The 17,625-nt window shown below is 57.2% G+C and carries 15 protein-coding genes; 7 read left to right on the top strand and 8 right to left on the bottom strand.

Translation table 11 applies throughout. The features are described 5' to 3' along the window. The first annotated feature begins 45 nt into the window (after positions 1–45). Both AC25BC_RS17285 and AC25BC_RS17280 read left to right on the top strand, forming a co-directional pair. On the top strand, positions 46–1,266 hold the full coding sequence (locus AC25BC_RS17285) for an acyltransferase family protein (RefSeq protein WP_206642358.1): 1,221 nt from the start codon (positions 46–48) through the stop codon (positions 1,264–1,266). Between the two features lie 592 nt (positions 1,267–1,858). Further along, positions 1,859–2,155, top strand: a complete 297-nt coding sequence (locus AC25BC_RS17280; protein WP_012758775.1) for a hypothetical protein — start codon at positions 1,859–1,861, stop codon at positions 2,153–2,155. A gap of 150 nt (positions 2,156–2,305) precedes the next feature. Here AC25BC_RS17280 and AC25BC_RS17275 read toward each other — a convergent pair whose 3' ends face one another. Further along, positions 2,306–2,962, bottom strand: a complete 657-nt coding sequence (locus AC25BC_RS17275; protein WP_012758774.1) for a sugar transferase — start codon at positions 2,960–2,962, stop codon at positions 2,306–2,308. A 452-nt stretch (positions 2,963–3,414) separates the two neighbouring features. On the opposite strand from AC25BC_RS17275, the gene AC25BC_RS17270 reads away from it, so the two are divergent. Then, positions 3,415–4,170 (top strand): Crp/Fnr family transcriptional regulator, encoded by a 756-nt coding sequence (locus AC25BC_RS17270; RefSeq protein WP_128438273.1) that lies wholly within the window; start codon positions 3,415–3,417, stop codon positions 4,168–4,170. A 179-nt stretch (positions 4,171–4,349) separates the two neighbouring features. Here AC25BC_RS17270 and AC25BC_RS17265 read toward each other — a convergent pair whose 3' ends face one another. Continuing rightward, the gene (locus tag AC25BC_RS17265; RefSeq protein ID WP_128438272.1) at positions 4,350–5,372 is read right to left on the bottom strand and encodes a glycosyltransferase family 2 protein; all 1,023 of its coding nucleotides are present in this window, start codon (positions 5,370–5,372) and stop codon (positions 4,350–4,352) included. A gap of 130 nt (positions 5,373–5,502) precedes the next feature. After that, complete coding sequence (locus tag AC25BC_RS17260) at positions 5,503–6,414, bottom strand: glycosyltransferase family 8 protein (protein ID WP_128438271.1); 912 nt, start codon at positions 6,412–6,414, stop codon at positions 5,503–5,505. A gap of 308 nt (positions 6,415–6,722) precedes the next feature. On the opposite strand from AC25BC_RS17260, the gene AC25BC_RS17255 reads away from it, so the two are divergent. Further along, the gene (locus tag AC25BC_RS17255) at positions 6,723–7,022 is read left to right on the top strand and encodes a hypothetical protein (protein WP_012758769.1); all 300 of its coding nucleotides are present in this window, start codon (positions 6,723–6,725) and stop codon (positions 7,020–7,022) included. Positions 7,023–7,207: 185 nt separating this feature from the next. Here AC25BC_RS17255 and AC25BC_RS17250 read toward each other — a convergent pair whose 3' ends face one another. The 5 genes from AC25BC_RS17250 to AC25BC_RS17230 form a co-directional block, all read right to left on the bottom strand. After that, the gene (locus AC25BC_RS17250; protein ID WP_012758768.1) at positions 7,208–8,674 is read right to left on the bottom strand and encodes a hypothetical protein; all 1,467 of its coding nucleotides are present in this window, start codon (positions 8,672–8,674) and stop codon (positions 7,208–7,210) included. A 123-nt stretch (positions 8,675–8,797) separates the two neighbouring features. Further along, positions 8,798–10,183, bottom strand: a complete 1,386-nt coding sequence (locus AC25BC_RS17245; RefSeq protein WP_012758767.1) for a polysaccharide biosynthesis/export family protein — start codon at positions 10,181–10,183, stop codon at positions 8,798–8,800. A 6-nt stretch (positions 10,184–10,189) separates the two neighbouring features. After that, positions 10,190–11,212 carry a glycosyltransferase family 2 protein gene (locus AC25BC_RS17240; RefSeq protein ID WP_050786635.1) on the bottom strand — a complete coding sequence of 341 codons (1,023 nt, stop codon included), beginning with the start codon at positions 11,210–11,212 and terminating at the stop codon, positions 10,190–10,192. Beyond that, a complete protein-coding gene (locus AC25BC_RS17235; RefSeq protein ID WP_017995023.1) occupies positions 11,209–12,975 on the bottom strand; it encodes a polysaccharide biosynthesis tyrosine autokinase in 1,767 nt (588 codons plus the stop codon). Before AC25BC_RS17235 ends, AC25BC_RS17240 begins: the two co-directional genes overlap by 4 nt. Before the next feature lie 118 nt (positions 12,976–13,093). Beyond that, on the bottom strand, positions 13,094–13,795 hold the full coding sequence (locus AC25BC_RS17230) for a sugar transferase (protein WP_012758764.1): 702 nt from the start codon (positions 13,793–13,795) through the stop codon (positions 13,094–13,096). Between the two features lie 468 nt (positions 13,796–14,263). On the opposite strand from AC25BC_RS17230, the gene AC25BC_RS17225 reads away from it, so the two are divergent. From AC25BC_RS17225 to AC25BC_RS17215, 3 genes are read left to right on the top strand one after another with little or no spacing between them, the layout of a single operon-like run. Beyond that, positions 14,264–15,001 carry a Crp/Fnr family transcriptional regulator gene (locus AC25BC_RS17225; RefSeq protein ID WP_017995021.1) on the top strand — a complete coding sequence of 246 codons (738 nt, stop codon included), beginning with the start codon at positions 14,264–14,266 and terminating at the stop codon, positions 14,999–15,001. Further along, positions 14,998–16,347, top strand: a complete 1,350-nt coding sequence (locus AC25BC_RS17220; RefSeq protein ID WP_017995020.1) for a glycosyltransferase family 4 protein — start codon at positions 14,998–15,000, stop codon at positions 16,345–16,347. Before AC25BC_RS17225 ends, AC25BC_RS17220 begins: the two co-directional genes overlap by 4 nt. Continuing rightward, positions 16,344–17,588 carry a glycosyltransferase family 4 protein gene (locus AC25BC_RS17215; protein ID WP_017995019.1) on the top strand — a complete coding sequence of 415 codons (1,245 nt, stop codon included), beginning with the start codon at positions 16,344–16,346 and terminating at the stop codon, positions 17,586–17,588. The genes AC25BC_RS17220 and AC25BC_RS17215 overlap by 4 nt, the downstream gene beginning before the upstream one ends. The last annotated feature ends 37 nt before the right edge of the window (positions 17,589–17,625 follow it).

Raw genomic sequence — 17,625 nt, 5'->3', positions numbered from 1 at the left:
ACGCGTCTTCGGGAGAGGGCTGCTCTCTCGTTCAATTTTTACCTGATGTACCTGTGGTCACTGACACGCGGCCCCGACCCGGCAATGATGCCGCCGCCGCTCTGCGGCAACGGCTTGCCATTCCAAATCGAGTCAATACTTCTGAAAGGGGCACAGATGGTTCTCGGCGAAAAGCTTGATCTAGCGAACGGGCGACCGACAGGATTCGACTATATGCGATTACTGTTAGCCTTTTCAGTGCTTTGGATACACACGGCCCGCGTCACTTATGGCGATGACCTGTTTCTTTGGGAGTCGCCATTCCGTCCTTTTATCAAATCAGTGCTGCCCATGTTCTTTGTTCTGAGCGGTTTCCTGGTGGCCGGCAGTCTTGAACGATCGAAGACATTGATCTCCTTTCTCGGTAATCGATTTATCCGGATCTACCCCGCTCTCGCGGTAGAGGTATTGTTGGCTGCCTTTATACTCGGAGCGATCTACACTGAGTATGACCTGCGTGACTATTTCACCGATCCTCAGTTCTTTACATATCTGATGAATGTCACAGGGCACATTCACTTCAATCTCCCCGGGGTATTCCTGGATAATCCTGACGCCGCAATGGTGAACGGCCAGCTCTGGACGGTGCCCTTCGAGCTTGAGTGCTATGCCGTGATCGCCGTTCTCTTCCTGCTCGGTGTGGTCAGGCGGCGGGTGATTGCCCTTATCGCCACGCCGGCTTTGATCATAGCCTTCGGTATTGCAAGATATTGGAAACATGAAAGCGATTGGGCTACTATGCCGACGACCGCGTCTGGCAATCTGCTCATTTGTTCTTTTCTTGTGGGGGTGACCTTCTATCTCTACAAGGACAAGGTTCTTTGGGATATCCGAATTTTCCTCGCCTCTGTGGCAATGATATTGTGGGCCTACTGGTTCACCTCCTTTGGGGACTTCATTGCCATTCCGGCCATGGGGTATGTCACGGTCTTCCTTGGTCTTACCTCGCCCCGCAAGCTTGGCGTCCTGCGTGGGGCCGACTACTCCTACGGCGTCTTCCTCTATGGCTATCCGATCCAACAGGCGTTCGTGGCGCTCGGCCCCTGGGCGCATAACTGGTGGTTGAACGGCATCGTCTGCAGCATTGTTGCCGCTTGCTTTGCCGCCTTCTCGTGGAGATTTATCGAAAAGCCGGCGTTGAAATTGAGGAAACAAGTTACCTGGCTGGAAAACCTCAGTCTCCAACGCGGCGTAAAACGGCAACTGGCCGGCGCGGTCTCGAAATAGGTTTGTCGATACCGGCCTCGATGCCGGCAATTCCATCGCAGGTGCTTAACCGGCAAGGACATCAGCAGGGCTTGCTATAGCGGCGGGCCTTGTTTCGTTGTTGCGTGCCGATCACCTCAGATAAATATCCGGTCGATCGTAGCGGCCGAGTTTTCCATAGGCTGCTGCGCAACCCTGATGCCGTCGATGTCACGCTTGCCGGACGAGCGTAAGCCCGATCGTTGCCAGCTCATATGCGCTCGAGCGTAAGCCTATGGCCAAATTCATCTTTTCAGAATCGACAAATGAACGTTCAGTTCGGCGAGAGAACGCCGGGATCTGCGTTGCTGGCTCCCGTATAAACCCCCGAGAGCTAAATCTTTCTGAGGGCAATATCCAAGGATTTCTTGGATTTAATCGGGAGAACGGCCCCACTGGATGAATAGTCGAATATTCTCCGGCGCTGTTCCGTCGATTTGCTGGACTGAAGTTAGCAATATTTTAACCGCAATAGATAAAATACTTTGATCGGACTTCGTTTCGACTTTGGGTTTTGTCATGTCATCGAGGGCTGACGGTGACTTGAAGGAGGTGTGAAGAGAGGATCAGAATAATGCTGAAGAGCACGCTCGTCGTGGTTGCCGTCTCTATCGCCGCCGGAGCAACCATTCGCGCCTCGGCCTTTGCAATCTTTGCATTTCTGGTGGTCACGTCCTTGGGCGGCGTGATCCTGCTGAAAGGTTCCTCCTTGGCGGAGGCGGTCGTTTCTTGCGTCGAAGTGCTTGTATTGATGGAGATATGCTATCTGGCGGGTCTATTCGCTTTCTCCTTGTGGCATATTCAGAAGCGCCGGAAAAGGAACGCCATTACTGAGCGCTCCCATCTCACAGGTAAGCGTCCTCATGGGTAATGACATGACCGAGGCGGCAGAATTCTCGGTTGCGCTATATGTCAGGTGTAAAGCGCGCCGCGATCTTTTAGATTCGCTTGCCACGCCTTGGTCTCTGGTTTTGCGTATGTCTTTATCGCAAAACCGCAACATAGTTTTATGCGACATGCTTTAGGAATCGACTTTGGGTAGCAAGGCGTGCCGGGAAAGCAGCGCCGACAGCGTTTTTGCCATGATCACGAAATCCAGCGCGAGCGTCCATTTGGACAAGTATTCAACGTCGAGGGAAATTCCGTTCCGATAGTTGACGTCGTTGTGCCCGCTGGTTTGCCAATGGCCAGTCAGGCCGGGACGAACGGCCATGTAGGCATAGGCATGTTCACCATAACGCTGCAGCTCTTCCTTGGTAATGGCGCGAGGCCCGACGAGGCTCATTTGACCCAGCAACACGTTGACCAATTGCGGAAGCTTGTCGAGGCTCGACCGCCTCAAAATATCGCCGACGACCGTGACGTGCGTGTCGGTCGTTGCGTCGGATCCTGTCGTCCGAAACTTGAGGCAACCAAACTCTTTTCCCTTATAACCGATCTTGCGATGAGAATTGAAAACAGGGCCCCAATCACTTAGCGCGACGATGACTGCCGCCGACAGAAGGAGCGGCGACAGAAAGAATAAGAAACTTGCCGCAATGATAATGTCCAATGCGCGCTTCAGAATTCTGCTGATTAGACGGGGTTGTGACGAATTGAATGGACGCCTTTCCTGTCGAGCCCTGGCGAAATCCCGCCAAGGTCCGGTTGGGTTGATGCCCTGATTTTTTCCCGCCACCCGCGTCTCCGTTAGACGAATTCCAGAAATCACAGCCAAAGCTTTGTTTTAATGCAAGGTTGAAGTCTGTGACCAAGGTCATAATCATGAATAAATTCTTTATACTCTAAAGAAATTATTATGTATATTAAAAATATTACATTTGCTTTTGGCTATATTTGGAAATGTTATTTAGTTTTATTTTAAAATTCTGTGTTGTTGTTGTACTTAGTGGATGTGTCCTGCGGATAGGCGATTGTCACAAATTGTATAAAAATTGTCATGCAGCCTCAAAGAATTGTCTGCGATAGAATTCAATATGAATTTTATGATATATAAATATGAGGATTATTCATAATAATGTATAGTTTTAACACGAAGTTTTTATTTTATTATTGTTTGACTTTCTAAGCTAACCTATTACGAATGTCGCTCCAGATAATATGTTGTTTAGTCTGCGTGGAGTTGTGCGTATGGACGGGGCGATCAGCACCAGAGATAACAGAGCTAGAGGAAACGCAGCGCGAACAAGCGAAGCGGTTACTTGCGGGCCGTGGCCTGCAGGTATTGTTTACGACGGCCGGGCGGATTTGGATCACGAGTTCCCGTTTTACCGCTCGAGTGTTCGAAAGTTTCGCCGCGGTGAGATTATTGCCGGCGCCGGCGTTGTCCTTGACATGTTCGCCCGCGTACAGCGCGGAATGGTGAGCGCAAGCACCCCGCTTGCCGATGGACGAGAGTTCATCGTGGAAATCGTTCCGAAAGGCGGCTTGATCGGCGAATTGGAGGTGCTCCGCAAGCAGTCTCTCAGCCTGGAATATCGGGCCTCGTCGGATTGCGAACTGCATTACTTCGACGGTCGGTTGCTGCGGGACCTGTGTGCGAACGATCCGCAATTTCAGGTGAAGATCCTGTCGAAGGCGCTGGCACGTGTTTCCGAACTCGAACTGCGGATCATTTCCAATGCCGGATCGAGTCTAAGGCAGAGACTTGCCCGAACGCTGCTGCGTCTTTCTGCCCTCTACAGAATGGATGCGCAAAATAGCGGCGACGAGCTGATCATCTCCCAGCATGAGCTGGCCGCGACACTGCCGGCGTCGCGTGAAAAGGTCAACCAATGCCTGCGGCGCTTGCGCGAGAGCAAAGTGGTCGACGGGACACAGGGCAAAATCCGTATTCTCAATCGGAAGGCGCTGGAGGCTTATGCCGAGGGGGCGGATCTCGCCTGAGGCGTCGCCGCGACAAAAAAACGGAATGGCAGAAAGCCTCGACAGAACCCGCCGCCGGCGGGTTTTGTGTTTGATGACAGTGCGAGTTGATAGACAGGCGGAGCAGGCTGAAAGATCAGGTTGGCGCTTGTCTTCATGCACGTCGTCCCAAAATCGCTGCGCATTTTGGCGCGGCATACTTAGACGTCGCTCTCGGAAGCATTCCTCCAGTATTTCCAGCCTTCACCCTGTATGAGCCCGCGATCGGACAGGTCCTTCCAGCTTCTGTAGGTGCCAGTATCGTCGTAGACGAAGTCATACATGTCCTTGCCTGAGGAGTATACGGTATATTCTTCCGTATGTTGGGACCGGTGTGCCGCATCGGCGACCTTGTGCACGAAGGTTGACAGGAACTTGAAATGCAGAAGGGCGCCGGATACGCCGAGCGCTCCGCGCATGTCGCCCAAATTCAGGGAGAGCGGCCAGACCTGGTGCGATGACTTGAGAAACAGACGTTCACCCGCCACATAGACGAGTGGTATCTTGTTGAGCGCGGGGCCGTCCCAGAGGCGGTCGTGGAAATAGACGCGCCCGCGAACGCCGCCCTTGATCCATATCGTCCGGTTGTGTTTGTCGAAATGCGCCACATAGCCGGAGCGGTCGAAGAGATTGCAGACCTCGAGCGGGTTGCGACCGGGTTCGCATATGTTTTCGAGAACGGGATGCGGGCTGTACATGTCGATCATGACCGAGCGGAGGGAATGGCCGCCCATGGAATCGATGTAGGAAGTCAATTGATCGATCGGCCTTGTATCGCAATGCGGATAGACCAGGAACTCGTCTGCATCGACATACAGGACCCACTTCTCCCGGCAGTGGCGGTTGATGACCTCGTTGATCCAGTCGTTTCCGAACCTCGCCGCTTTGTAGGAACCATGAGCCGAGAGAAGGGAGACATCGTCGAAGCTGGACAGCAACTCGACCGTGCCGTCGGTCGAGCCGTTGTCGATACAGATGAAGTGCTCGAAGCCGAGATCGCGATAATACTGAAGGAAGAAGGCCAACCGGTGTCCCTCGTCACGGATGACGCAGATGACGACGTGGCGCGCCTGCTTGAGCCCGCTGCGCAGCAGGTCATAGCGAACCTGCCGAGCCTTGAGCGACCGGCGCAGACGGGCTTTCATGTAATGCGAGATACTGGCGGCGGAAGCCCTATAACTCATATTCTGTCCTGAAGATTATCCATTCCTGGAATGAATGGATGAATACTTTGCGCTTCCGTCTGCAAATCCACGCCTCGACCGGCGACGCTAAGCTGAGCGCGAACATTCAAGTCGGACCAACAATACATCATCATACGGCATAGTCGCCAACCAGCAGGCTCTGGACCCTAGGATTGGATTCGTCTTTCTCAATTGCATGCTCGATGCGCGCCCGTATCGACCGGTATTTATACAGCATCTTCCGATCGAAGGTTATTCCGCGATACAGTGAGTTGTAAATCGGATGTGCTTTGCGCAGGTCTACGTATACTTGGCTTTCCTTATCGGTCCACGGAAAGAAAGTTCCATGCCATGGCTTCGGATGCGCCATATAATGGACGATCGACAAGGAGGGCATGTTCACCAGATGAAGGAACTGTTTGGGAAAGTTCCAGCGGTTGGATACCAGGATGAGCGATGAACCGCAGACATAATTCAATGCACCCTGATCATGTTTGCCCTCGCACGCCTCGGGATTTCTAGCGAAAAGCTCGAGAGCCTCCTGCCCGATCCAGCCGTTTCGATGAAATTTCAGGACGCCTGCGTTGAAATAGTGGCTGTCCTTTCCGGTGTCGAGGAAGTCATGGATCGCCGTGTAATCGCGAGCCGCGAAAAACCTGCCCTCGGGCACAGTGGCGCTTTCGAACGCACCGAGATCGCTGACGATCTGGGTATCCCCATCCAGGTAGATGATCTGGGTATAGTTGGAAGGCAGTATCTCGCAAAGGACCAGCTTGGCCATCGTGCTGACGCTGATGCGTCCCTGGAAATGCGAACTGTCGAGCTTGCCGAGCGAGTCCTGCAGCGCTTCGGTCGCATCGGTCAATATGACCCCACTCCTTGCGAGCAGGGCTTTCAGCTCTTCGAAATTGTCGAGATGTTCCGACATCAGAACGCAGACGTCGGTCGCAGGGCTTGCGAATTTGCGAGCCTGAAGCGCCGAGAGAATGGTTGGAAATGAATACTCGACATCCGTGACGTAGACGACGCACTGGTTGTTCATGTCATCACCTTTCCGATTGTGCGCAATACAAGTGAATCGGTATTGTCTTTGCGAGGCGAGGGACCAGTTGTGAATTGAGCCGACGGGTCTGTCATATGAAGGCCCTGTTCGGTATATATAGGCCAGTATCCAGTGCGCTGGTGCTGAATCGGTGTCTGGCTGTTGGCGGCTTTTGTATGTTTCATTGTTGAGATATTCACCATGAAGAGTGCCTTGCCTGTCATAAGGCTATGTTTCGACATGTTGTTTCGCGGTACGGCGAGTGGTGCCGGAACCCTTGTCGGAATGCGGAGGGAAGGGGGATTGTGATGTTGATCACCACACTCGGGGCAGCCGTGATTTCGATCGCTGCCGGGGCGTCCATCCGCGCCTGGGCTTTCGCGATTTTTGCAATCCTGGTGGCAATCGGCTTCGGCGGCGTGGCTTTTGCCGGCGGGTCGTCCGTGATCGCGGCCATGCTCTCCGGTATCGCTATCCTCGTAATCATGGAAATCGGCTATCTGGCAGGTGTGTTCCTGTCGGGGCTTCTGCGGCGCAGTGCCAAGCTGCGCGAAAACAATTCCGTTGCAGATAGCGTCGCGACCACCAGCGAGCGCCCGCAAGGCTGATGTCGGCATAAAATCTACAGCATAGCCTTCTGCGACTGACCTCCGACGGCGCTTGTTCGATGGACTGCTTTTACAGGCGATCCTTGAAAGATGCGGTGCGGCCGGCCGGCTTCGGCCCAATGCGGGCACGTCGATGGCTCGACGAGATTGCCATCCCGCGCCGTGGCGGAGTTCCAAAGCGGGCGTCATCGTGTTGAAAACATCGGCGCTCTCATCAGAGATGTCGATGTCTCCAGCGGGGTTCGATTTGCGAGCGATCGGGTCGCGCGCCGGGGGGATGTATTGGTTGCCAGGCAGCCGGCCGCCAGACCTGCCGTGGTGCTGAACAGCAAGCCGAGATCCGTGCCGCTCCCCGATATCGCCGCCGAGGCGACCTGCGCGATGGATGCCATAACAGCGGCGTTTCCGATCGTGTGCGTCTCCCGGTTGCCTGACATGTGCCGGCCGGAGGCTCTCGCAAGGCTGTACAGGAAGGCGGCGAAGAGAAGAGTGCCGGTCAATCCGACATTAGAGAGCAACGCAGCGATAAAACTCGAGGCCCGAACCGTGCCAAGCCCGGCGCCGAAGGTGGCGGTATCGACGAATGCGATCAATGCCAGCGTGTTCCAGGCAGTGCGCTCTTCGCCGGATTGCGATTGAAGCTTGTCCGACAAGGTGGTGTTGACCAGGCCGGCTATGGAATCCCAGGCATCGGGGACAAGGCTTAGCGCGGCGATCCCGCAGGGAATCAAGAACAGCGTGATCACCAGGAAAGTCACATGCGGGGTCTTGGCTGGGCCGCTGATCAGTCGTTTCAGGCAAAACAGAACGAACATGCAGACCACGGAAATGCCGGCGATATAGGCGGTTGTCGATGTGCAGAGGATGATCGTCGGACCAATGAAAAGCGTCGCAAGCCCGGCCATACGGCTTTGGACGCGCTCCAGCCAAAGCATGAGCGTGAAGGAAAAATAGGCCAATGCGACCGCGCCATAAGTGCTTGCTTCAGGGAACGGACCGACGATGCGTTTGAAGCCACTGATCGTCTCGGCCGTATGCATCGTATAATTCGCATTCCTGATGACATCGAGCAGGTAGGACTGGTCGGTCAGGAATGTTCCGATATCAGTCAACGCCAGGGTAAAACATGCGATCGAGGCGACGATTAACTGCAGTGCGATGAAACGGGCATAGCCGAGCCTTGCAAGCCCCGAGACGACGGCAAAGCAGGCGAGGTCGCCGAGCAGATAGACGGACTGGCTGAGATTGGACGAACCCGGCGACAGGGGAGCGGCCACCGTCGACATCATGCCCGTGGCGTCTCTTGCAGAGGAGTAGACGAGGGTCGCGCCTGCAAAGATGCGCGGCAAAAAGAAAGATGATGCCACGGAAAACAGGATATAGGCGGCAAACCAGAAGCCGGGACCCGGATAGGCCATGCTGGCGAGCGTCGCCTGTGTTTGAGCCGGGCGCAACAGGGCGGCCACGACGAGAAAAAGCACGAGAAGATGGCTTGGCTGGATGCTGCTGCCGCCGAGCGCGGGCAATTGCAGAGCCGCTGCCGCTCCGAAGAGCGTCGACAGGCAAAGGGTCGTGATCGCAAAACGCGCGCCGTTGACCATGCTGAGCAGGCCAAGCAGCAGAACGATGAAGCCGATCGGTTCTATCGACATGCTTCAGATCCCGATCCGGACGGAGCGGCGGAGGCATCGGGTTTGCCGAAAACCGGCATCCGCCTTTCGGGGCGCTGCTCGAGGCGGTAGTCGCCAGTTGTCGTCGATGGTCACAACCGCCCCCTAATTCGATCTCGTCTGGGATATCCAGCCGGGAGCCGCCTGATTATCGCCTGCTACATCAGACAGCGGGACGGTCGAGCTTTGCTGCTGCGGGGCGGACTGCAACTGCAGCGGAGGCGACGGCGTCTGAAGGTCCGTATTAATGCCGATTTCGACGACATCATGCGGCCGCAAGCTGGTTGTCTCGTCCGCCTCGATATTGCGATAAGTGCCATCGTCGCTGCGACGCACGATCCTGTAGTTCTTCTGCGCTCTGCCAAGACCCGGCGTGTCCATGTTCATCTGTGCGAGTTGAGCGCTGTAGCCAGCCTGTTCGCCGAGAAGCTGAGCCACCTGAATGTCGATTGCCGCCCTGCCGATCGCGAGATTGACCTGGTTGAGCAGCTCCTGGTTTTCGCTGTTCTGCCGGTTGACGATATTGATCTTCGAGCGATCGGCTTCGCTGAGTCCCTGGCGAGCCGTGGTCAAGGCGACCTCGAGATCGATCAAGGTGCCTTGTGCATCCGCAACGCCGCGGTCGACCGAGACCTGACGGGAATTACTGACCAGGCCTTTGCTCACCAGGCTGTTGACATTATCCAGTTCCTTTTGCGCGAGCTCGATCTGCCGCCTTTGCGAATTGATCTTGGCCTCGAGCGACTGGACCTGCTGGCCGTAGAGACGGGTGAGGTCGCTCGCTGCATCGATCTGGCTTTCAATATCGACACGTCGAAGCCGCATCAGGTTCAATTCCTGCGCCTTCAGCTTGTCTACATCGGGTGTTCCGGCGAGTTCGGCAGGGATATCGAAACTTTGTTCGCCGGCGATCTCGGCGCGCAATCGCGCTTGGCGCATCAGAAGATCGCGCCGGTTGAGAATGGCCGTTCGATAGGCGCCGGCAGCCTGGATCCGGTCGCGCTCGAAGATGGTATTCTCCTCGCGGTCGCGAAGGAAGCCGCCGGCGATGCTGACGGCCTTCATGACCGTCATATCGGCCTCAAAAGCATAGCGCCCGGGGGTCTGCACGGTCCCGGTCACGAAGATCGGCGCATGCTGGGCAATTTCCACGGCGATGAATGGCTTTCCCGGCAGTTCCGCCTTTTCGGCGAGCGCAGTGGCGATCGCATCGGAAACCTGTTCCGTCGTCTTCCCGATCGCCTGCACCTGGCCAGCGATCGGGACAGCCAGATTGCCGGCATCATCGACTGTATATGTCCCGCCGAGTGCTTCCCAGCTGGCATACCGGGAATCCGAAGATCGCCACTCGACGACCCGCAGTCTCACCTGATCTTCCGGCACGAGGGTATAGTTTTCGGCATGGGCGACGCTCCAGCCGGTCACGCAGGAAAATACCAGCAAGGCAAGGGCGGCGGAGATAAAGCGGTCGGACCAGGATGTGCGCTGCATTGTCAGCTATCTCCGTTTCGTTGCTATCGACGGTGAAGGCATCTCGCGGGGCGAGGGACTACCGAATTCGAGAATGCGGGACGGAGAGGCGCGCCCGATAAGTAGATCGGACAGCGCCAGCAAATTGCCGTTCAAACGTCCCCAACGGTCGATCAAGCGATCATTGAACAATAGGCCCCGCGTATTCGCCAGGATGTTACGGCCGATCTGTGCGATGGCACGGCCCTTCGACATTGTGCCCTTCCGGATCAGGTAGACAGGATTGGCAACCTGCGAATAGCCAAGTCTTCGGCCGGGCTGGCGCCCGGATCTGACGCCGAGATGCACTCCGCGGGCGCCTTCGACACGTACGGACCTGCCGTAGCGGGCGATGGACCGGCTGAAATCGACATCCTCGAGCCAGCCGTAGAGCGGCAGCTGTTCATCGAAGGCCAGCGCGTGCTCGAGAATGGGTGAAAGGCGAACCGCCATGTTGCATCCGTAGGCGTTATAGACTTCCGTCACATGCCCGGCCTCTTCGGCCGCAGTTTCAAGAACCTGCAGGGCGTTTGACATGCTGAGGCCGCCGTCGAGGATGCCATCGGCCAGAACTTCCCCGGTGGCGATCGCCACGTCAGGGTTTGCCGCAAAGACAGCTGCCATACGTGACAGGAAGGTCGCGGCGGGAATGAAGTCGTCATCCAGGAAGATCAGAACATCCGTATCGGCGGCGGCGGCCTGGATGATCCTGTTGCGCTGAGAGGTCAGGCCACGGCTGCCGACGATGACTTCCACATCAAGGCGGTCGGCGAGCCCGGCGGCGTCGTCGATCACGGGCACGCAGACGATCAGCCGCTCGGCCTGGTCCGGCAGGGCGGTGAGATAATCGACGGTCTCCTTGAGTATCGAGGGGCGGCCTGCCGAAGCAATTCCCACCGCCATTCGCAATGGGCGGCGCGCGTGGCCTGCCACGGCTTTAGCGCCGCAAGGAACAGGCGCCGGTCCGATCGGGCTGTCCTGCCTGGTTGCTGCTGCCGAAGGTGAAGTCATGACTCTATTCTTTTCGGTGCATGGTTGATGACCGCGCCGAGGATCTCCGCGCCGACATTCCGCAGGGTCTCAATGACGTGCATGGTATCGTCGATCGAGGTGTGCCCGTGCGAGGTGACCACGAGGACACCGTCCAGTTCCGGCGCGATGGCATTGGCATCCGGCGAAGCGGAGAATGCGGAAATGTCGACGAATATGGCGTCGAACTCCTTTTTCAGGTCGGCGAAACTCAACTGCGTGCGGCGGGAACTGAGGCGAATGGCGGGCGTCACCGCTTCGACTTTGCCGAGGGGTAGGAATTTCAGCGTCGGGGTGAGGGGCAATGCCGCCGTCTGGATCAGTTCGCCGTTGTCGAGAACGTCGATGAGGCCTGTGGAACTATGGGGTGCGATCGACTTGCTGAGCGACGATTTCTGTGCGGCCGCATCGATCAGCAGCGTCTGCGCTCCTGATATCGAAGAGAGCACCGCAAGTTCGCATGCGATGGTCGATGCCCCGCCGCCGGGATTGACGGCGACGATTCCAATAACGACTCGGCGTTTGCGCCGAAGACCAACGACCGTGGCGCTCAGCTCCGCCATGCCCGGAATAACAGGATAAGCGGCTACCGTGCCGCTGCTGCTGGTACCGGCGGCGAGGAAACGCGCAGAATAATCATTGCGGGTCCTCGATGTCGCCAGCAAAGTGACAAAGGGCAGCCCACCGGCATCCGCGATCTGATTGGGCCGGACGATCCGGCGATCGCCGGCGTGCCTTATCATGGCGAGTGCGAAGCCGACGCCAAGACCAACCGCCGCCGCAAAGGCGATGATGAGCGTGCTGCGTGGTCTGGCTTTCGAAAGAGGCAGGGTCGCCCGAGAGACGATCGTGGCATCCGACACCGGGTAGGTGATGCGCTGCTTGGCTTCGGTCAGCTGATTCAAGGTATTTTCATAGAGGGTGCGGCGGGCGTCAGTCGCGCTCTGCAGTTCGGCAAGCTTGAACTGATCGCGCGGATTGCTGGTGAAGCTGGCCAGGGCACTGGCAGCTTCGGCCAATCCGCGCTGCTGCTCGCTGACGAATCTGGTCAGCCATTCGCTGTATTGCCGGGACGCACTGGCCTTCATCGCGATATTCTTCTGGATATACTGCCTGGCCAGCGTGTCGGCGATGTCGACGGCCTTCTGCGGGGTCGATGCTGCAGCCGATATCTCGATGATCGTCGAACTCCCGATCCGGCGTACTCCCATCATGTTCAGCAGCGTGGCGATCGCCCGGTCATGGATCCGCCCGTCCTCGATCTGCTGTTGTGGTTGTGTGTCACGCGGTCCTGTGCCCGCCGCTTCCTGCGATGCCGTATCCGGTTCGGAAGAAACCCCCATCAACCAGTTCTTTGCCCTGACCTGCAGCGAAGGCGTCTGATCGACAAAGTCAGGATCGGTATCGAGACCAAGAGCCGTTACCGTTCCACCGACGACATCGCTGGATTTGGCGATCTCCAACTGTCCCTCGATGAACGCGTCTTCCGCGAAAGCCCGCTGTGCTTCGGAGCCGCTGACCTGGGGGAAGATCACAAGTTGCGTGTTGGCAACGAACGTCGGTTCGGCGGTCAGCACGTAACTTCCTGCCAATACGAGGAAAGCGAAAGTCGTCGCCGCAATCCACAGCCAGCGCATTCTGAGAAAGAAGAGCATATCCCGCAAGGTGAGCGGCGAATTCCCGCCGGTGGCTGCGGCAGGCAGAGATATCGGAGAAACGCCGCTGAAGATCGTGCTTGAGGTCATGTCGTCCTAATCCAAAATGGCGAGATCACGGAGTAACCAGGTAGTGGCAGCTTGGAGGGACGGGGGAGTAGTGTGTCTTCCGATTCCAGGCCTGATTGGCGGCTCTCCCCATGAATGCTCAATACGAGCCGCGCTGGGAAAACAGAGCGGGAATGGTCTTGGCAATGATGATGAAGTCCCGGCGCAGCGACCAATTGTTGAGATAGTGAACGTCGAGGGAAACCCGGTACTCGTAACTGACATCATTGCGCCCGCTGGTCTGCCAGTGACCGGTCAGGCCCGGGCGGACGGCCATGTAGGCCCATATATGCTCGCCGTAGCGCGGCAATTCCTCGGCCGTGATCGGCCGGGGGCCGACAAGGCTCATGTCGCCACGCACGATATTGATCAGTTGGGGAAGCTCGTCGATGCTCGACCGCCTAAGGATATCACCGACGGCCGTGATCCTCGGATCGTCCTTCAGCTTGCGTGTCTCTTCCCATTCGCTTCGCGCAGCCGGGTTGTTTTGCAGCAATTCGGCAAGCTGAGCACCCGCATCAGTCTTCATCGTGCGAAACTTGAGGCATCCGAACGGCGTTCCGCCGACGCCGATGCGCGTATGGGAATAGAAGATCGGGCCGCGGTCGCTTATCTTCACGATCATCGCGACGATCAACAGAAGCGGGGAAAGCAGGATCAGCGCCGTGACTGCGATGAGAAGGTCTAGCGCGCGCTTCGACGATCTGCCTGCCGCACGAGGCCGGGACGAATGGAGATCGCCGCCTTTCGCGGAACGTCCGACACGCGACCACGCCTCGAAACTATGTGCTTCCCATGTCATCGGTGGTCTCCAAAACATTCCGATTAAGAACCGTTCAAAGTTTGCTGCGCCGCACTCTGGTTGTCTGTTACCAAGGTCATAATCCTTAACAAATTCTTTATGCTACTAACGGGCAATCGAGAATTAGGATTACACCTTGATGGCCTTATTTTCATCTAAAACGACAATCTAATCTAATTCTTGGTGATTATATGCTGATGATTCTTTATTAGTTTTGATATCATCATTTCGATTATTGCTGTTTTTTATTCACTAAGCCATTTTATTAGGCAGGCATCTTCGACTGCGTGGCTGTTTTTTGGCTTAAATGAGATTTTGATCCATTTCTATGGTGTATATTTTGTTTTGAAGTTAAATATATACTTTATCTTTACGTCATATCTCCGTGATGTTATTTGACTCTCATATTAAGGCAATATAAATGATGCAGTGCAGCATTGCCTATGGTTATCGAGTGGAGTTACGCGCATGGATGGGGCGACACACGCATCAGATCGCAGGGCCGGCATCGGCAAGGCGGCGATATCAGCTAACAGCGGCATTCATCTGAACAGCCGCATCGTCATCGACGACGAATTCCTTTCCTGCCGGTCGAGCGTCCGGCGTTTCCGGCGCGGCGAGATTATCGCCGGGGCCGGCGTCCTCGTCGATACGTTCGCGCGCGTGCATTCGGGGGTGGTCAGCGCAAGCACGATGCTGCCCGACGGCAGGGAATTCATCGTTGAGATCATTCCAAAATCCGGCCTCATCGGCGAGCTCGAGGTTCTGCGCAGGCAGACGTTGAACCTCGAATACCGCGCCGGTTCCGCCTGCGAACTGCATTTCTTCGAAGGCCGGCTGCTGCGCGACATGTACGCCAGCGATCCCTGTTTTCGTGAAAAGGTCTTCTCCAGGGCGCTGGCGCGTATTTCAGAGCTTGAACTTCGGATCATTGCGAATGCGGCGTCGAGCCTGCAGTCGAGGCTGGCCAGTACGCTGCTGCGGCTCTCCATTGTTTATGGAAAAGATGCGGCAAACAGCGGCGACGAACTGATCATCTCGCAAAATGATCTGGCCGCGACGCTGCCGGCGTCCCGCGAGAAGGTCAATCAATGCCTGCGGCGCCTGCGGGAAGGCAAGATCATCGACGGGGGCCAGGGTAAGATCCGCATCCTCAACCGCAAGGCGCTGGAGGCTTGTGCCAACGGCGCAGTTTCGGCGAAGTGATGCGCCCGTCGCTTCCAGAGGTCCTGCGATCCGCCGCAAGCGTCGGCCGGTTTCCCGGCCCCGGCATGACAAAGATCGATCGCGTGGTCATCATCGACGACTATTCAGTCGCCAGAGGCGGTGCGACGGCGCTGGCCGTGCTGTCCGCCAAGCTTTTTCGGGAACTCGACATCCCCGTGACTTATATTTGCGGGGATGACGCCTCCAATGCGGAGCTTGTCGCCCTCGGAGTCTCAATGGTCGGGCTGAACAGCCGCGACCTGCTCAGCGCCGAACGTGCGAAGGCTTTCGTGACCGGCATTCACAATGGCGCCGCCGTCCGTATGGTCGCAAACTGGATTGCCGCAAACGACACTGCCAATACCGTCTACCATGTGCATGGCTGGCACCAGATTCTGTCTCCTGCAATTTTCAGGGCGTTGCTGCCGGTCGCCAGACGCTGCGTGGTGCACGCGCATGATTTCTTCACGGCCTGCCCCAACGGCGCCTTCTTCGACTATCAGGCGCAGGAAATCTGCCTTCGACGCCCGCTCGGCGGAAGCTGCATTGCGACAGCCTGCGACAAGAGAAGTTATTCGCACAAATTGTGGCGGGCTGCCCGCGGCTCCAATATCCTCCGGCTGCTGAAGGATCGGGCCGATTTCGGCCGGATCATCCTGCTGCACGAGAAGATGGCAAGCTTCCTCGTCGGCGCCGGATATCGGCCCGAACGATTGACGACGATCCGCAATCCCGTCGCTCCCCTATCCATCAAACGCATCGAGGCGGAGACCAACGACGAGTTCGTCTTCATCGGGCGGTTGGACGAGGAGAAGGGCATAGAGGACGCCGTGGCCGCCACGCGCAAAGCCGGCGTTCGGCTCTGCGTGATCGGGGACGGGCCGCTGATGCCGCTGGTTGCGGCTTCGGGGGATCACGTCAGGGCCGTCGGCTGGCAGTCGCATGCGGAGATCGGCCCGACCATCCGCAAGGCGCGTGCATTGTTGATGCCGTCTCGCTATCCCGAGCCATTCGGCCTCGTCGCTATCGAAGCGGCCAGGAGCGGTCTGCCGGTCATCATGTCGCGCAGCGCCTTTCTTGCCGAAGAAATGCAAAGAGCCGGCATGGCGATCGCCTGCGATACGGCTGACGAAAGCGCCTTTGCCGATACGTTGACGAGATTTAGCCAAATGCCGAGCCATGAGGTCCGCGCCATGAGCGAGCAGGCTTTCCTGAAGTCGCCGGATCTCGCCTCGACACACGAGGAATGGCGCGACGCGCTTCTTTCCGAATACCACAGCCTGATTTCGACGAATGTGGTTTCCCAGCTGACAGACGGTGTGGCGATACAAGGAGTATTGAGTTGACCCTTAAGGCAACAACCTCTCTTCCCGACGCGAGGGCATTTCTCGGCGATGCGCCTGTCATGGCGAAAAGACGTGTCACTGAGGCTGGAAGCGCGAGCGATACCAAGCAGCTTCGTGTCGCCATCGTGCATTATTGGCTCGTTTCGATGCGCGGCGGCGAGAAGGTCGTCGAAGAGCTGTGCCGGATGTTTCCGCAGGCCGACATCTTCACCCTCGTCTGCAACCGCGATCGCATCAGCGATTTTCTGAAGACGCGGAACATCCGCACGTCCTTCTTGCAGAAGATCCCAGGCGCGCAACGGCATTATACCAAGATGCTGCCGCTGATGCCCTTCGCGCTCGAGCAGTTCGATCTGCAAGACTACGATCTCGTGCTGTCGAGCGAATCCGGACCCGCCAAGGGCATCATCACGCGCGCTGACGCGCTGCATGTCTGCTACTGCCACTCGCCGATGCGTTACATCTGGGATCAGTTCCATGTTTACCGGCATGGCCTGCCCTGGTTGGGTCGCGCCTTGATGTCGATCACCGCGCCCATGCTGCGCGCCTGGGACGTGACGACGTCCTCGCGGGTCGATGTGTTCGTCGCCAATTCCGATTATGTCGCAAGCCGCATCCGCCGCTTCTACGACCGGGAATCCATCGTCATCCATCCGCCCGTTGCGACGGACGATTTTGCGGTGGGCAAGGGGAAAGGCGAATTCTATCTCTATGCGGGACAGCTGACCACCTACAAGCGGCCGGATATTGCCGTTCGCGCCTGCACCGAGGCCGGGCGGAAGCTGGTCGTGATCGGCGAGGGAGAACAACTGGCCTATCTGAAGTCGATCGCCGGACCGACCGTTGAGTTTCTCGGCCATCAGCCCTTCAACGTTCTGCGCGACCATCTGTCGCGATGCCGCGCCCTGTTGTTTCCGGGCACGGAGGATTTCGGCATCCTTCCGGTGGAAGCCATGGCATCAGGGCGGCCGGTCCTGGCTTTCGACGCCGGCGGCGCCCGGGAAACCGTTTCCTCCCCGCATGTCGGTTTTCGCTTCGCGCAGCAGACCACGGAAGCTCTATTGGAAACAATGGCGGCGTTCGAAGAGGTGGAGGACGATATCGATCCGCATGCCATCCGCGCGCACTCGCTGAAATTCTCTTCCGCCGTGTTCCGCGACCGTCTGTCCAGCCTGATCGAGCAACAACTATCCACCCATGGCGACCGATCCGCCGAGGTCTTCAGAAGACGGGCGGGCTGAGGGCAAGGAACGGAGCTGCCTGTCTTGCTGCTGCGCC

The sequence above is a fragment of the Rhizobium sp. WSM409 genome (genome assembly GCF_057653825.1).
The sequence above is the reverse complement of the archived record's forward strand: the minus strand, read 5'-3'. Positions and strand labels throughout refer to the sequence as shown.

What these genes read in the sequence shown, in the direction of transcription:
- AC25BC_RS17260 (WP_128438271.1), bottom strand. Translation starts at nt 6,414, where the DNA reads ATGAACAACCAGTGCGTCGTCTACGTCACGGATGTCGAGTATTCATTT.
- AC25BC_RS17225 (WP_017995021.1), top strand. Translation starts at nt 14,264, where the DNA reads ATGGATGGGGCGACACACGCATCAGATCGCAGGGCCGGCATCGGCAAG.
- AC25BC_RS17250 (WP_012758768.1), bottom strand. Translation starts at nt 8,674, where the DNA reads ATGTCGATAGAACCGATCGGCTTCATCGTTCTGCTGCTTGGCCTGCTC.
- AC25BC_RS17285 (WP_206642358.1), top strand. Translation starts at nt 46, where the DNA reads ATGTACCTGTGGTCACTGACACGCGGCCCCGACCCGGCAATGATGCCG.
- AC25BC_RS17240 (WP_050786635.1), bottom strand. Translation starts at nt 11,212, where the DNA reads ATGACTTCACCTTCGGCAGCAGCAACCAGGCAGGACAGCCCGATCGGA.
- AC25BC_RS17255 (WP_012758769.1), top strand. Translation starts at nt 6,723, where the DNA reads ATGTTGATCACCACACTCGGGGCAGCCGTGATTTCGATCGCTGCCGGG.
- AC25BC_RS17235 (WP_017995023.1), bottom strand. Translation starts at nt 12,975, where the DNA reads ATGACCTCAAGCACGATCTTCAGCGGCGTTTCTCCGATATCTCTGCCT.
- AC25BC_RS17245 (WP_012758767.1), bottom strand. Translation starts at nt 10,183, where the DNA reads ATGCAGCGCACATCCTGGTCCGACCGCTTTATCTCCGCCGCCCTTGCC.
- AC25BC_RS17280 (WP_012758775.1), top strand. Translation starts at nt 1,859, where the DNA reads ATGCTGAAGAGCACGCTCGTCGTGGTTGCCGTCTCTATCGCCGCCGGA.
- AC25BC_RS17230 (WP_012758764.1), bottom strand. Translation starts at nt 13,795, where the DNA reads ATGACATGGGAAGCACATAGTTTCGAGGCGTGGTCGCGTGTCGGACGT.
- AC25BC_RS17265 (WP_128438272.1), bottom strand. Translation starts at nt 5,372, where the DNA reads ATGAGTTATAGGGCTTCCGCCGCCAGTATCTCGCATTACATGAAAGCC.
- AC25BC_RS17270 (WP_128438273.1), top strand. Translation starts at nt 3,415, where the DNA reads ATGGACGGGGCGATCAGCACCAGAGATAACAGAGCTAGAGGAAACGCA.